This window comes from Winogradskyella ouciana (assembly GCF_009709615.1).
Classification (GTDB): Bacteria; Bacteroidota; Bacteroidia; order Flavobacteriales; family Flavobacteriaceae; genus Winogradskyella; species Winogradskyella ouciana.
This window is the reverse complement of sequence record NZ_WJYA01000007.1, coordinates 156,216-171,914: the sequence shown is the minus strand read 5'-3', so window position 1 is coordinate 171,914 and position 15,699 is coordinate 156,216. Positions and strand designations below refer to the sequence as shown.

The 15,699-nt window shown below is 36.6% G+C and carries 10 protein-coding genes; 4 read left to right on the top strand and 6 right to left on the bottom strand.

All coding sequences use genetic code 11. The annotated features are described in order from the left end of the window. Window positions 1-3: 3 nt before the first annotated feature. Window positions 4-5,931, bottom strand: coding sequence for a DUF8693 domain-containing protein (locus F1003_RS12570; RefSeq protein ID WP_155089780.1), 5,928 nt, complete (start codon window positions 5,929-5,931; stop codon window positions 4-6). 336 nt (window positions 5,932-6,267) lie between these two features. Between F1003_RS12570 and F1003_RS12565 the strand changes: the two genes are divergently transcribed. Then, entirely contained in the window at window positions 6,268-6,867 is a 600-nt protein-coding gene (locus F1003_RS12565) for a YdeI/OmpD-associated family protein (protein WP_155089779.1), read from the top strand. An 85-nt stretch (window positions 6,868-6,952) separates the two neighbouring features. Here the strand turns inward: F1003_RS12565 and F1003_RS12560 are convergent, their stop codons facing one another. The 5 genes from F1003_RS12560 to F1003_RS12540 all read right to left on the bottom strand — a co-directional run bounded on the left by F1003_RS12560 (window position 6,953) and on the right by F1003_RS12540 (window position 10,681). Beyond that, window positions 6,953-7,426 (bottom strand): hypothetical protein, encoded by a 474-nt coding sequence (locus tag F1003_RS12560; protein WP_235898381.1) that lies wholly within the window; start codon window positions 7,424-7,426, stop codon window positions 6,953-6,955. A 141-nt stretch (window positions 7,427-7,567) separates the two neighbouring features. Then, the gene (gene yajC / locus F1003_RS12555) at window positions 7,568-7,858 is read right to left on the bottom strand and encodes a preprotein translocase subunit YajC (RefSeq protein ID WP_155089778.1); all 291 of its coding nucleotides are present in this window, start codon (window positions 7,856-7,858) and stop codon (window positions 7,568-7,570) included. 10 nt (window positions 7,859-7,868) lie between these two features. Continuing rightward, on the bottom strand, window positions 7,869-8,417 hold the full coding sequence (locus F1003_RS12550) for a DUF1573 domain-containing protein (RefSeq protein ID WP_155089777.1): 549 nt from the start codon (window positions 8,415-8,417) through the stop codon (window positions 7,869-7,871). A gap of 123 nt (window positions 8,418-8,540) precedes the next feature. Next, window positions 8,541-9,485: a transcription antitermination factor NusB gene (gene nusB / locus F1003_RS12545; RefSeq protein ID WP_235898380.1), complete on the bottom strand. Its 945-nt coding sequence runs from the start codon at window positions 9,483-9,485 to the stop codon at window positions 8,541-8,543. 92 nt (window positions 9,486-9,577) lie between these two features. Next, on the bottom strand, window positions 9,578-10,681 hold the full coding sequence (locus F1003_RS12540; protein WP_155089776.1) for a Glu/Leu/Phe/Val family dehydrogenase: 1,104 nt from the start codon (window positions 10,679-10,681) through the stop codon (window positions 9,578-9,580). Between the two features lie 132 nt (window positions 10,682-10,813). On the opposite strand from F1003_RS12540, the gene F1003_RS12535 reads away from it, so the two are divergent. From F1003_RS12535 to F1003_RS12525, 3 genes are all read left to right on the top strand, one after another. Then, window positions 10,814-12,571, top strand: coding sequence for an ABC transporter ATP-binding protein (locus F1003_RS12535; protein WP_155089775.1), 1,758 nt, complete (start codon window positions 10,814-10,816; stop codon window positions 12,569-12,571). 64 nt (window positions 12,572-12,635) lie between these two features. Next, on the top strand, window positions 12,636-13,025 hold the full coding sequence (locus tag F1003_RS12530; protein WP_155089774.1) for a PUR family DNA/RNA-binding protein: 390 nt from the start codon (window positions 12,636-12,638) through the stop codon (window positions 13,023-13,025). 82 nt (window positions 13,026-13,107) lie between these two features. Further along, the gene (locus tag F1003_RS12525; protein ID WP_155089773.1) at window positions 13,108-15,618 is read left to right on the top strand and encodes a M14 family zinc carboxypeptidase; all 2,511 of its coding nucleotides are present in this window, start codon (window positions 13,108-13,110) and stop codon (window positions 15,616-15,618) included. Window positions 15,619-15,699 lie beyond the last annotated feature (81 nt).

The window sequence follows — 15,699 nt, the reverse complement described above, 5'->3', positions numbered from 1 at the left end:
TTATTAATTAATAATTAACTTCTTGGTTACTGTTTTACCTTGAGAATTTAAGTGTACAAAATACGTACCCATGCTAAATTCTGCTCCAAGGTCTATAGTGATTTCCATACCACTGTTAAATCCTGTATTGTTATACAACTCTACACCTAACACGTCATAGATAGTAACTTCTAAATCATCCATTCCTAAAGGAACATTTAAGTAGAACTTACCAAGATTAGTTGGGTTAGGATACATGAGTACATTAGCGATATTTAAATCATCAATTGATAAAACAGAATTTGAAAATACTATTTTAAATCGATTATTTGCAACAGTACCTGGTAAACTAGAATCAACTGTGTAATCGTAGTTTACTATACCTGTTGCTGGTATCTCCGTATGTACATTTAAGTACGCATCGTATAAGAACGCCGTAGCTCCCTGTATAGCTGTACCTTGTGCTACTATAGTGTAGTTAGTACTTCTATAGGTATTGATTTCTAACGGAATCTCATCCTCATCTACTGGTGTTGCTCTATTCTCAATACTCAATAAGACACCATCATTATTGGTTGCAAAATTCTCATCGAGATTTGTAATGTTAACGGCATCATAAGCATCAACGCCATTATTGCCATTACTATCAAATAACACTAACACAGCATCTGTAGCGGTCCCACCGTTGGCCAATGTACCGCTCTCGTATAGTGATAAGCGCAATTGTCCTTGATCTGCCGTACTTCCATTTCTGAAAATATCAGTTTCAAGCTGAGAGTTATCTTTAGCTGATTGATCAATAACCACTTCAGAAAGACCAGCACCTGAGGTATATACCCATGCTGCTTGTCCTGCCTGTAAAAATTGATTCGCATCAGAGTCTCCTGCCGAAGCAATACCACTATCTGCAAACACCGCAGTGTATGCACCTCTTGTACCAAGAGTGGCATCCCAAACCCAGTAGAATACAGCGTCAATATTAGTAGACATACTTACAACATCTCCCATATCTACCTGAGACTGGAATGGATTACCGAATGCAACAAAACGTTGTTCTGGTACATTAACCGAAGTTACAAATGGTACACCAGTATTTTCAGGTGTTAATTCCCCTGTTGCTTTCAAGGTAGTAATAGATGGCGGAGCATCGTTATTGGTTAAATCCGTGTTTCTATCACCTCTAACTAAAATGTGATACATCGTACCAGGCATTAGATTCGTAGCGTTGGTATTTGCCAATTCTTCATATAAATAGGAATCATTATTAAATATATACGCTGACGGGTTACCGGTTTGGGTCACGTCAAAACCATCCGTATTTCCGGCAGGACCAGTAATATGTGTATCCTGTTGCCAGTTTTCTGAAATTGACTCAGATGTAAATACTGGCGATGCCAATTGACGGTATGCTCTTTTCGCTGGGATATAGCGTTCTACGGTATACTCACCAAAGAACAAACCAGAACCTGGACCTATATACGCAGTTCCTGTATCATCAGATTCAAATACAACAGCTCCGTTATTAAAATTATCAACAATACCATCGTTAGTCAATTCAACGTTTGGCTTTACAGTTATTGAAGTACCTGGGTCACAAATCACATTTGAACATTCAGCTACATAAAGATTTTGAGTTAAAACAGGATAGTTTGGTGCACCTCCTAAAATATACACGTTTCCGTATACTGATAAGCCTGGCGCAATACCACCAGCCCAGTTTCCTGGTTCTGTCCAATCGGTACTGACAGCTCCGGTCCAGAAATAATCTTCAAGTGGTAAATCACATGGATCTGGTGTCTCACAAGTAACACTTAACTCAAAGTTACCAACATCTCCAACATTCCATCCACCTATAGCGATATAATATGTCGTAGATCCATCGGATTCAAACGAAGTCTCAGCAAAGAAATCTGGTGAACCACACTCATCGTATCCTTCATCTACACTTGTTAAAGCACCAGAAGTACCAGTGTATACAAAAATCTCTGTATCAAAATCAGAACCAGCATTACACGTAGAAAGTGTTACTGTTTCTCCAGCTGTAGTTCCTGTAAATGAGTACCATACCCATGGACTATCTGGATCAGCAGGTGTGTCAGGACTATCTGGAGCATCAGCTTCATCTAAAGTAGCTCCTATTGTTGTACCTAATACTGTATCACCACAAGAAACTGCAATAGCGTCTTCGAATAAATCATTGTCTGGTGCTGGCTGTGGTTCCTCACAGCTTATCGCTAAATTGTAAGCACCAGAAGCCGAAGCAAACCCTTCAACTCTTATTAAATACGTTGTTGCACCATCTGATGTAAAGGTCACCTCAGACTGAAGCCCACAAGAATCGTCGTTGAAAAATAATAGTGTTCCATCACAAGCATCCAGGATACCAATATACGTATCGAAAGACGAGCCGCAAAGACTAACCGTTACTTCTGTACCCGCTTCAGTATCTTCAAGTTCGTAGTAAACGTCTGGTGAACCATTACCGCCTGAATTGGTAGCATTTTCTGTAGAACCAGATACTGTATCTCCACAGTCTATTGGTTCTGCATCTTCGCAGTTATCATTTTCTGGACCTTCTACAGGACATGTAAATGTAAAGTCTCCTAAAGAAGCATCACATGCATCGTCTGTTGTATCTATATTTATGGTAACATTTTGTCCACTATCATAAGGACCTAGAACATTTGTACCAAGAGTTACAGCTGTCTGTGTTGTACCATCATCGAACATTGGTGAGGAATTTCCAAGATCGGATACCTCAATAACAACGTCGAAGGTACCAGAACCCTCTGAGTTACATGTCTCATCTACATCAGCACTAGTAATTGTTGGACCTACACACGCTGGCGGTGCCTCACAAGTAATACTTAACTCAAAGTTACCAACGTCTCCAGCATTCCATCCGCCTATAGCGATATAATATGTCGTAGATCCATCGGATTCAAACGAAGTTTCAGCAAAGAAATCTGGTGAACCACACTCATCGTATCCTTCATCTACGCTTGTTAAAGCACCTGAAGTACCAGTGTATACAAAAATCTCTGTATCAAAATCAGAACCAGCATTACACGTAGATAGTGTTACTGTTTCTCCGGCTGTAGTTCCTGTAAATGAGTACCATACCCATGGACTATCTGGATCAGCAAATGTGTCAGCACCATCTGGAGCGTCAGCTTCATCTAAAGTAGCTCCTATTGTTGTACCAAATACTGTATCATCACAAGCAACTGCTATAGCATCTGCGAATAAATCATTATCTGGTGTTGGTGTTTCATCAACATCGGTTACCAATACTGTTATATTCTGAAAATCTTCTAAACCTCCGGAATCTGTTACTATAACTCTAAGGTTATAACCGTTATTACCTCCAAAATCCATAGGGTTTTCAAAATCTGGTGGATTTATAAAGGAAACCTCTCCTGTTGTAGCGTCTATGTTGAACAAAGCTCCATCTACACCATCTGTTGTTGATATAGAATATGTTAAATCTATACCAGCCAAATCATCTTCTGCATCTACAGCATCAACATCAGTGACGTCAGTTGTATTTTCTTCTACAGAAACTGTTATAGTTTGATCACCTAAAATTGTAGGTGGTGTATTAACTGGTGGTTCACAAGTAAGGCTAAGGTCAAAATTACCTATAGCATCAGAATCAAAACCACTTATATAGATATAATATGTAGTCCCAATTTCAGACTCCCAAGTAAATGTTGAAGTTAAATTAGGCCCACCTACTGGGAACTCAGTTGCGCACTCTCCATCGTCATCATTGTTCCCTTCACAGGTTAAATCTCCACAGGCTCCTGTATAGACGGTAATCTCTGTATCAAAGTCTGTCGTAGAGTTACAAGTCGAAGCTGTTACTGTATCTCCAGTTCCGTTAAAACTGTACCATACACCTACAGAAGAAGCACCGCTTCCACATCCATCACCAGCTACTCCATCTCCATTTGTTGCTCCTACGTTTGTACCACTGACGGTGTCGCCACAATCAATCGGCTCAGCATTATCACAAAGATCATTATCTGGTGCTTGTAGAGGTGATGTATACTCTAAGGTAATCCAATCACTGTATATATTATCTCCGCATATAGCACGAACCCAAACAAGAAAAGTTTGTCCTGGGTCATGTCCAGCAGTACCCGAAGGTTCGTTTACTACAGAAGCAGGCTCAGGTTCAGTTGCATCTGGTTGAGATAATGCAAATTCCCAAGAGGTTTCATCTCCTCCAGGTGTCCAAGTAAATGTAGTTGCTGTTGGCGACTGCGTTGTTGGAGCTAAATCTGTTGGTTCAGGACATTCTGGTGGTGCCACACATGTTAAATCTAACGTAAAGTCACCCGTACCGAAGTAATCGAAAATTCTTACCGTATAAGTTCCCGCTGCTGGCGCATCTAAAGTCACTTCCTCCGGGCTACCACTGTCACTACAGCCTATACTTGTAAGGTCGTCGCATGGACCAGAGTAAACAAATAGTACTCCATCAAAAGATGAACCTCCATCTACATCGTCTAGACCAACCGTATAACTGCTCAGCCCATCTGCTTCAAATGTGTAGAACAAATCCAATGCACTTGAGGACGCGAATCCGTTACACTCAGCATCGAGACCCGAAGCTGTCGCATTTTCATTGTTACCGGTTATAGTTACACCACATTCTAATGTTAGGGCTCCTGCACAACCATCGTTATCTGGTACTGGTGGAGGACAGGTATATGTAAAGTCACCTAAGCTAGAATCGCAAGCATCATCAGCTGTATCAATATTTATTGTAACGTTTGTGCCACTGTCATAAGGTCCTAAAACATTAGTTCCTAGTGCAACTGCGGTTTGTAAAGTACCATCATCGAACATTGGTGATGAATCACCAAGATCTGAAACCTCAACAATTACGTTAAACGTTCCACTACCGTCATCTGGGTCACAAAAGTCTTCTGAGACGACTGCACTGTCTATGGTTGGTGGTACACACGCTGGTGGTGCCTCACAAGTTACACTTAACTCAAAGTTACCAACATCTCCAACATTCCATCCGCCTATAGCGATATAATATGTCGTAGATCCATCGGATTCAAACGAAGTCTCAGCAAAGAAATCTGGTGAACCACACTCATCGTATCCTTCATCTACACTTGTTAAAGCTCCAGAAGTACCAGTGTATACAAAAATCTCCGTATCAAAATCAGAACCAGCATTACACGTAGAAAGTGTTACTGTTTCTCCAGCTGTAGTTCCTGTAAATGAGTACCATACCCATGGACTATCTGGATCAGCAAATGTGTCAGCACCATCTGGAGCATCAGCTTCATCTAAAGTAGCATCAATAGTTGTACCTAATACTGTATCACCACAAGAAACTGCAATAGCATCTGCAAAAAGGTCGTTAGCTGGTGCAGAACCTGAGCCTGAGCCTGGTTCTGAACCTGTCGTAACATTTACAGTGATCTGTCCTACAGATGTAGACGAAGAGGTTACTGTAAAATCAGAAAGCTCAAAAACCATATTAAAACCACCAGTAGCAATATAATAAGTCCCTGAAGGCAATTCGTTTATTGTTAAAGAACTCAATAACCCAGTTCCACCATCGTCATCATTAGCAATAAGGCCTCCGAATTCATCAAATAGACCAATTTCTGTATCAATGGTACTGCCTTCCGTATCTATAGTTATATCGTTACAGTCTGCTGAATAGTCTAGTGCTATCCATAACACACTCTGACTAGCTCCATCATATGAAATTGTAGTACCTGTCATCTCATCACAGTTATCAGCAAATAATACATCATCTAAAGGAGGAGTTGTTTGTGCAAACCCTAGCATACTAAAAGAAAACAAAAATACAAGCATTAAATGCTTCACACCTTTGGTAATTGGATGGTCATCGAACTTTTTAAAAATTGAAAAATAATTCTTTTTGGGTGGGGCCTCGAAGGTAATTTTTTCAGTCATTGAATAAAATGTTATTGGTTATAGCTAACCACAACATCATAGGACTAGAATTAATTAAATAAATAATAAATTGCAGTATACCAGTGGTAACTGCTTTAATAGTAAAGTTGGCGCTTAATTGTTTTGCTATTAACCAATCGCCTGATTATAAAGACCTTTAAAATTAATCAAAAAATTATGTTAAAGTTTTTTCTGTAAGGTTTTTCGATGAAATACAAAAAAACTAGGTTGTTTATCAATTTAAACTGTTTACTGAATGAATATTATTTTTCAATTTAAAATTTTGTGTTTTGTTTTTTAATTTAGTTGCTCCATAACTATATATAAGTTAGATTTATGAAAAAAGTCCACTCCGTTGAAGAATATGTAGAGCTCAATCCTACTTGGGCAGAAGCCTTAACACGATTGCGAAATATTATACTCAAAACAGAATTAACCGAAACGGTTAAATGGAGTATGCCAACCTATTGCCTTAATGGTAAAAACGTGTTAGGCCTAGGTGCATTTAAAAATCATTTCTGCCTGTGGTTTCATAATGGAGTATTTCTAAAGGATGAGCATAACTTACTTATCAATGCACAAGAAATCAAAACTAAAGCCTTAAGACAAATGCGTTTTATGTCAATAGATGATATTAATGACGCTGTGGTTTTGGCTTATGTTAAAGAGTCTATAGCAAATCAACGTGCAGGTAAGGAAATAAAACCCAAAAGAGTTACTAAGACTGTTGTAATTCCTGATGAGCTAGATACTGTGTTTAGGTCCAATTCAGAATTGAATACTGCTTTTAAAACTTTAACTCCTGGCAAACAAAGAGAGTATTGCGAGTATATTTCTGAAGCCAAAAGAGATGCAACTAAAATAAATCGCATCGAAAAAATCACGCCTATGATAATAGAAGGTGTTGGTTTGAATGATAAGTATAAAAACTGCTAGTGCTTCGACTTCGCTCAGCAACCAATAAAATAAACAAGCCGCTCAAAAATTTGAACGGCTTGTTCCTCAATTAATCAACCTTAAACTAAAAACCTATCCTAACACTTGGGGTTTTTACTCTAATTCCTGTTCGCCTATAGCGAGGTTGCATTTCATAATAATAATGATTATGGTACCCATGATAATAATACGACGCATGATTATAGTAATACTCACTATGATGGCAATGATGGTCACAATGGCGGTAATGCTCCTTGTAAGCATCCTGTTTTCCTCTTTTATATGCTTTATAAGCTTTTTTATCTCTCTTTTTTAAATCCTTTTCGTAGGCTTTTTGTTCTTTCCAAAATTCCTTTTCTTTCTTATCGCTTTCAGCATTAAACTGCTGTTCAAACTTTGCATCTTCTTCTCCTCTTTTTGTGTAATAAGATTTTTTATCAGTTTTTGTTTTCTCCTCTTCTTTTTCTACATCATTACTTTTTTCATCTGAGTTTTGAGGCCAACCTATAAGTGGCATAAGGCAAATAAATACAAATACTGTTTTCTTTATCATTTTCATAATTCAAAGTTTTAGTTTTAATCGTAACCGAAATTGGCTTATATATTTAAGACACCTCAAACTCAGTTTACCCTATGCCTTTTTTAAGGCACAAAAAAAGCCACTCTTTCAAGTGGCTTCCTATATTTTTATGCTATCAGCTTATTTTACAGTAGCTGGTGCGTTTAGTTTTTTACTCATTTCCATTGAGATTGCAGAACGGTCAAACTTTATTTTACCTGCCATGGTTTCTATAACACAGCTGCTATCTTTATCGTTTAACTCTACAACCTTACCGTGCATTCCGCTTTTGGTAATCACACGATCACCTCGCTTTAATTCGCTAGCAAATTTCTTTTCTTGCTTGGCGCGCTTCATTTGTGGTGCAATCATAAAGAAATACATCACGGCGAAGATGGCTATAAATGGTAAAAAAGATCCTAATCCTTCCATTAACTAGTTATTAATTGTGGTTATGACCTTCGTGACCTGGTTGCGTAGACGTCTTTTGAGGAGTTGTAGACAATGGGTTAACTGCTGTTTTACTAGGAGTTTTCTGTGGAGCATTTGGATCTTGCTCTACCATCGCTGTAATCTTAACAACTTCTGTACCTTTTTCGGTATTTGTAGTCATTGTTAAAGATTTAGAAACCTTTCCGTTACCTTTACCATTAAACTTTACAGTAAACTGACCCGTCTCACCTGGTGCAACTTCTTTAGTGTAATTAGATGGTACTGTACAACCACAAGTACTCTTAATGTTACTTACTACTAACATTGAATTACCTGTGTTGGTGTATTTAAAAATAGTTTCAACAGGAGTTCCGTTCATGATCGTTCCAAAATCATGCTCCATTTTGTCCATTTTCAATACTGGAAAATCACCAGCATTTGCATCTCTTTCTGCAGCAACAGCTACATTTTCAGATTTAATTTTACTAGCAGCATCATCTTTACAAGAAGTAAAAGCTACCATACATAATGCACTAAGTCCTAAGATTACCTTTTTCATTATTTATATTTTAATTAATTATATTCTAATTTACAGCTGGCAAAGGTAGTAATTATTTCAACGAATTAAAATTTTTAGGCTGACCTTAACATCTGGCTGAAAAAATTTATTGCACAATATATACTACATTAACCCTCTACCTGCTTTAAGATGAAGCTTGTCTGCCTGATATTCTTTTACAATTTTATCCAAAATGCCATTGATGAATAAACTACTTTTTGGTGTAGAATATTCCTTGGCAATCTCTAGATACTCATTGATGGTTACTTTGTATGGAATGGAAGGGAATTTTTGAAATTCGCAAAGCGCCATTTTAAGCAATACACCATCTACACTTGCCAAACGCTCACTATCCCAATTAGTGGTTTTAGCTGCAATTTCTTCTGCAAATTTTGAATCGTTTAAGATTGTTTTTTTTAGTAAGTCTTTTGCAAATTCCTTATCATCGTCATCCTTATAGAGGTTGGGCATTAATATGGTTTCTGGCGATGTCAGTTTTACTTTTCTCAATATTTTTAAGATGACTGTGTTTACTACAGGAAGATCATCTACCCAAGTCAGTTTTTTATCTTCAAAGTAATCATAGAGCTTATCGTTTGGTGCAATGACTTCAGAATAAACATCCAAAATAAATTGTTTATCGTGTTTAAAGGATTCCTCTGTATCGTTGATGTAATTTTTATAAAGATCACTCTTAATAATCTCTTTGAACAGAATATCTACATATTCAAAATCCAAGTCCCAATAATTAAGTTTTCTCTTTTTTAAAACATCCTGCAGCATAGCATTACTGCTTATAAATTGCAATAACTGATTGTCTTGTAATTTGATGTTTGGATTTCTATCAGTATCTGAACCTAAAAGTTTCTTTTGAAGTTTTTCGTTGTAATCCTTACTTTTTTTATTCAGCTCTGTAAGCAAGGCTAAAATAGAAAGGTATAAATCATACATACTATCTAAACTGTGCAGTAAAAATTTTTCATCTTTTGCAAGATCATCACTTTCAGTGCCTTTAAAAGCGTACAAGGATTGCATTACTTTTATTCTGATGTGTCTTCTGTTTAGCATATGTAAAGAACTACTTTTTGTTGGATTATTAAAAAAGGTGAACCTATTGAGATTCACCTTGCAAAAATACTATTATTTAACTCTGAAAAAAATTATTTAGAGTTTTCTCTTTTACGGGTTTCAATACGCTCTCGTGCGATATTTAAAGCTGCCGTATGTGTAGTTATATTATTCACTTTGGCATTATCTAAAATCTCTAAGGTTGTATTAAAAATATTTTCAGTCTTACGCATTATCTCCTGCTTATCGTAATCTTCCAATTCTGCATAAACATTGATTATTCCGCCAGCATTAATTAAAAAATCTGGTGCGTATACGATACCGCGTTCTTGCAATATTTTACCGTGCTTATTTTCTTCTGCAAGCTGATTATTTGCTGCTCCTGCAATTATCTTAGCTTGTATTTTATTAATGGTCTCGTCATTTATGGTTGCTCCTAGAGCACACGGTGCATAAATATCCATAGGTTCGCTATAAATATCACTCCCTCCATAAATCGTAGCACCATATTTAGATCGTACCTCTTCCAATCGTTCTTGATTAATATCTGCAATGGTAACATTGGCACCTTCATTAACCAAATGCTCCACTAAAGCCTCACCCACATGGCCTATACCTTGTACATAAACGTTTTTATCTTCAAGCACATCTGAGCCATATTGAAATTTAGCCGCGGCTTTCATTCCCATAAATACACCATACGCTGTTATTGGCGATGGATTACCTGCTCCGCCTTTACTTTCAGAAATACCTGTAACGTAAGGTGTCACATCTCTTACTGTATCCATATCATCTGTAGTCATACCAACATCTTCAGCTGTGATATATTTACCGCTCAATGAGTGCACGAATTCACCAAAACGTCTCATTAATTCTGGTGTCTTTTGTGTTTTGGCATCACCTATAATTACCGCTTTACCGCCACCCAGGTTTAAACCTGTGATTGCAGATTTAAACGTCATACCACGTGATAATCGCAGAACATCATTTAAGGCTTCCCACTCATTAGCATAATTCCACATTCTTGTACCTCCCAGAGCTGGTCCCAATACTGTATTATGGATACCAATAATTGCTTTTAAACCAGTATCTTTGTCGTTGCAAAAAACGATTTGCTCGTGATCGTCAAAAGAGTTTTGACCAAAAACAGGATCTATCTTTGAAAGCTCTTTAGCGCGTATTATATCTGATGTCATGTAATTTAAGATTTAAGGCTATTTGAAGATTATCTAAAAACAGCGAGCAAAAATAAATGAATATTGGAGGATTAGCAAAATATTAACGTCAAAATAAGATTATCGTAATACTTTTGACTGACCAAATACAACATGAAAGCATTAAAGCATCTTAATAAGTACTTTTTTAAGTATCGATACCGATTAATAGTTGGCATTATCATTACCATTGTGGCAAAGGTTTTTGCGCTTTTTACACCAAGGCTAGTTGGCGCTTCCATCAATGTGGTTTCTGACCGTTTGGAAGGAAAAATAACACAAGAAGTTTTTAGAGCAGAACTCATGACCAATATTTTATACTTAATTGGTGCTGCTGTGATTGCTGGTATTTTTACGTTTTTGATGCGACAAACTATTATAAACGTCTCTCGCCATATTGAATATGACCTTAAGAATGAGATTTATCAACATTATCAAATCCTATCACTAAACTTTTACAAATCTAATAGAACAGGTGATTTAATGAATCGTATTAGTGAAGACGTAGGTAAAGTCCGTATGTATGTCGGCCCAGCCATAATGTACACCATGAACACCATTACATTATTTACCGTTGCGATTATATATATGGTAAATACGGCGCCCAAATTAACAATGTATACCTTACTACCGCTTCCAATTCTTTCTGTTGCTATATATAAATTAAGTAAATTGATTAATAAGCGCAGTACGATTGTACAGCAATCTTTATCAACGCTATCAACATACACTCAAGAAACATTTAGTGGCATATCAGTTATTAAATCCTACGGTATTGAGCCACAAACCAGTACAGAATTCGATGACCTTTCTGCACAAAATCGTCAGAAACAAATCAATTTAACTAAGGTACAAGCTTTGTTTTTTCCGATGATGATTCTTCTCATAGGAATTAGTAACCTCATCGTAGTTTATATTGGAGGTACGCAATACATGAATGGCGAAATTGAGAACATTGGTACCATCGCAGCATTTTTAATCTATGTTAATATGCTAACCTGGCCAGTTGCCATTGTCGGTTGGGTGACCTCATTGGTACAACAGGCCGAAGCTTCGCAAGAGCGAATCAATGAGTTTTTAAATACCGAACCTGAAATTAGAAATAAAGCAAACGAACTAACTCCTATTAAAGGGGATATAGAATTTAAAAATGTATCATTTGTATATCCTGATACGAATATTGAAGCTTTGAAAAATGTAAGCTTTAAATTAAATTCTGGAGAAACCTTAGCGATTTTAGGGAAGACTGGTTCTGGTAAATCAACAATTCTAGATTTAATTGGTCGCCTTTACGATATTGATCATGGCCAAGTTTTAGTTGATGATAAGATTATTTCAGAACTTAACCTCCACAGTTTAAGAGAAAGTATTGGTTATGTACCACAAGATGCATTTTTATTTTCAGATACTATTAAGAACAATATAAAGTTTGGAAAGGAAGACGCTACCGATGAAGAAGTTATAGAAGCTGCACAAAACGCAAGGGTACACAAAAATATTATTGGGTTTAATAAAGGCTATGAGACTATTTTAGGCGAACGTGGCATTACATTATCCGGTGGTCAAAAACAACGTGTTTCTATTGCGCGAGCCATTATTAAAAAGCCAGATATCCTTTTATTTGATGATTGTTTATCTGCTGTTGATACAGAAACTGAAGAGAAAATCCTCAAAAATTTAGTGAAACTGACTAAAGATAAAACAACAATCATTGTTAGTCATCGTGTCTCCTCAGCAAAAAATGCGGATAAGATTATCGTATTAGAGGATGGAAAGGTTATACAGACCGGAACCCACGAAACACTTATCAATACAGATGGTTACTACAAAGAGCTTTACACTAAACAACTCTCTGAAAAAGAAATGCAATAATTTGTTTGTTAGTTAGGTTTTTTTTTAGATTTTTGATTTTGAATTTAAAAATTAAAGATTAGCTATGAGCGATTATGGAATGATGGACAAGGAAGAGATATATTCTAAAGTATTGCGCGCAGGGAGACGAACGTATTTCTTTGATGTTAGAGCAACTAAAGCAGGAGATTACTACTTAACTATCACGGAAAGTAAAAAGTTTACAAATGATGATGGATCTTATCATTATAAAAAACACAAAATCTACCTATATAAAGAGGACTTCTCTGAATTTAGAGAGATTTTGGCAGAAATGACCGATTACATTATCAACGAAAAAGGTGAAGAAGTTATAAGCGAGCGTCATCAAAAAGACTTTAAACGCGAGGATGACTTTGTAGCTCAAGAAGCAAAAACACCAGAAGATACTCAAAGCACAGATAACTTTACAGATATTAGCTTCGATGATATTTAAACTACTTTGTTAAATTATAGAAAAACCCTGATATTATCGTCAGGGTTTTTTTATTTTTAGGCTTTAACCAACATTATATTACATGCGACATATTGCGCTTTTACTTTTTTTAGCAACCACTACTCTATTTTCTCAATCCCAAACGGATTTATCATATTATTTGCCACAAGATGTTAGTTACGATTCTAATATTCCAACACCAAAAAGTATCATTGGGCATGAGGTGGGCGAATGGCATATCACTCACGACAAGTTAGTGCAGTACATGTATGCTTTAGCCGACGTATCAAACAGAATTACCATTGAAGATCGTGGAAAAACTTTTGAGGATAGACCACTTTTGTTATTAACGATTACATCTCCAGAAAATCATCAAAATCTCAACGCTATTCAAACCGCACATTTAGAAGCGACCGAAAATAATAGTGCCAATGTAGAGAGCAGACCAATTGTGGTTTATCAAGGGTTTTCCATTCACGGTAATGAACCGAGCGGTTCTAATGCGGCATTGGTAGCAGCTTACTATTTAGCAGCTGCACAAGGTCCGAAGATTGATGATTTGCTTAATAATACGATAATTCTGTTCGATCCATCTTTTAATCCAGATGGTCTGCAACGTTTTGCCTATTGGGCAAATACTAATCGTAGCATGAATTTAAATCCAGATCCCAACGATAGAGAATACAGCGAAGTTTGGCCTGGTGGACGTACCAATCACTATTGGTTTGATATGAACAGAGATTGGTTGCCTGTACAATTACCAGAATCTAGAGCAAGAATAGAAACCTTTCACAATTGGATGCCAAACATACTAACAGACCATCATGAAATGGGTACCAATTCCAGTTTCTTTTTCCAGCCAGGTATTCCTTCGCGTACGCATCCTTTAACACCAAAAATGAACCAAGAATTAACCAAAGGCATTGCAGAATACCATGCCAAAGCCTTTGACAAAATTGGTTCGTTGTATTATTCTGAAGAAAGCTTTGATGATTTTTATTATGGCAAGGGTTCAACTTTTCCGGATATTAATGGTAGCATCGGAATACTATTTGAACAAGCGAGTTCTAGAGGTCATATTCAGGAAAGTGAGAATGGCTTATTAACGTTTCCCTTTACCATAAGAAATCAATTTACCGCAGCCTTATCAACGCTTAAAGCTGCGAATAATATGCGTGAAGAAATTTTAGAGTACCAGCATAACTTTTTCAAAAATGCACGGAACGAAGCTTCAAAAGAAGGCAATAAAGCCATCGTATTTGGTGATGAAAAGGATGCAGCAAAAACGTATCATCTTGCAGAAATATTGAAGCGTCACAACATAAAATTCCACGACGTTAAATCTGATTTTTCAGCAGATGGAAAATCATACAAAAAAGGTTACAGTTACGTGGTTCCAAAAAATCAAAAGAACACAAGGCTTATCAATGCCATGTTTGAAAAGCGTACAACATTTCAAGACAGTTTGTTTTATGATGTTTCTGCTTGGACGTTTCCATTGGCTTTTAATTTAGACTATACAGAAACTACTACTGCAAATGCAGGAGCTGAAATTAATAATTTAACTCATAAAAATGGTGGAGTAAATTCTAAAAGCAACTACGCTTATTTGTTTGAGTGGCACGAATACTATGCTCCAAAACTTCTGAACGAAATCCTTAAAAAGGGTCTAAGAGCAAAGGTGAGCCTTAAAACGTTTAAGGCCAACGGCAAATCCTATGATTACGGCACTATAATGATTCCTGCTAAAAATCAGGATTTATCAAGCTCAGAAATTTATACATTCTTGGATGATGCAGCAAAGGAAAGTCATATCAATATTGACGCGGTTTCAACAGGTTTAAACGACGGCATAGACCTAGGAAGTCGTAATTTTAGAAATTTAGAATTGCCTAAAGTTGCACTATTGGTCGGTGATGGAATGACATCTTACGATGCTGGTGAAATTTGGCATCTATTAGATACACGCTACGACATCGTCGCTACTAAACTAGACACTAAAAGTTTTGGACGTGCTGATCTAAGTCGATATAACACCATCATTATGGTAAATTCTCGCTCAGGTCTAAATGACAACAATACCAAAAAATTAAAAAGCTGGATTCAAGATGGTGGTACTTTAGTAGCTTACAGAAGTGCGTTGCGTTGGTTAAACTCTAAAGAATTAATGAAAATTGATTTTAAGAAAAACAGCAATGTTACAGCAAAGAATATAAGCTACGAGCAGCGTGGTGATTTTAGAGGAGCACAGGTTATTGGTGGTGCCATTTTTGAAACCATGTTAGATCGCTCCCACCCAATTAATTTTGGTTATAAAAACGACAAATTACCAATGTTTAGAAACACCACCATATTTATAAATCCAGACAAAAACAGCTACAACAATCCGATTCAGCACACTAAAAATCCATTATTAAGTGGCTACATTTCTGAAGAAAACCTAGACAGCCTTAGCTTGTCGGTACCTTTAAAAATAGGTGGTATTGGTAGAGGAAATATCATAGCATTTACGGATAACACTAACTTTAGAGCTTTCTGGTATGGTACCAATAAGTTGTTGATGAATGCTATCTTTTTTAGGGATGAATTTTAACGTTATTGCGAGGAATGATGAACGATTGACGTGGCTATCTTTTCAATTTTAGTTATTTACAATAAGATTGCCACAGCCTAA

Coding starts and splice junctions, on each gene's coding strand:
- F1003_RS12530 (WP_155089774.1), top strand. CDS start 12,636: ATGAGCGATTATGGAATGATGGACAAGGAAGAGATATATTCTAAAGTA.
- yajC (WP_155089778.1), bottom strand. CDS start 7,858: ATGGAAGGATTAGGATCTTTTTTACCATTTATAGCCATCTTCGCCGTG.
- F1003_RS12560 (WP_235898381.1), bottom strand. CDS start 7,426: ATGAAAATGATAAAGAAAACAGTATTTGTATTTATTTGCCTTATGCCA.
- nusB (WP_235898380.1), bottom strand. CDS start 9,485: ATGCTAAACAGAAGACACATCAGAATAAAAGTAATGCAATCCTTGTAC.
- F1003_RS12525 (WP_155089773.1), top strand. CDS start 13,108: ATGCGACATATTGCGCTTTTACTTTTTTTAGCAACCACTACTCTATTT.
- F1003_RS12570 (WP_155089780.1), bottom strand. CDS start 5,931: ATGACTGAAAAAATTACCTTCGAGGCCCCACCCAAAAAGAATTATTTT.
- F1003_RS12565 (WP_155089779.1), top strand. CDS start 6,268: ATGAAAAAAGTCCACTCCGTTGAAGAATATGTAGAGCTCAATCCTACT.
- F1003_RS12550 (WP_155089777.1), bottom strand. CDS start 8,417: ATGAAAAAGGTAATCTTAGGACTTAGTGCATTATGTATGGTAGCTTTT.
- F1003_RS12535 (WP_155089775.1), top strand. CDS start 10,814: ATGAAAGCATTAAAGCATCTTAATAAGTACTTTTTTAAGTATCGATAC.
- F1003_RS12540 (WP_155089776.1), bottom strand. CDS start 10,681: ATGACATCAGATATAATACGCGCTAAAGAGCTTTCAAAGATAGATCCT.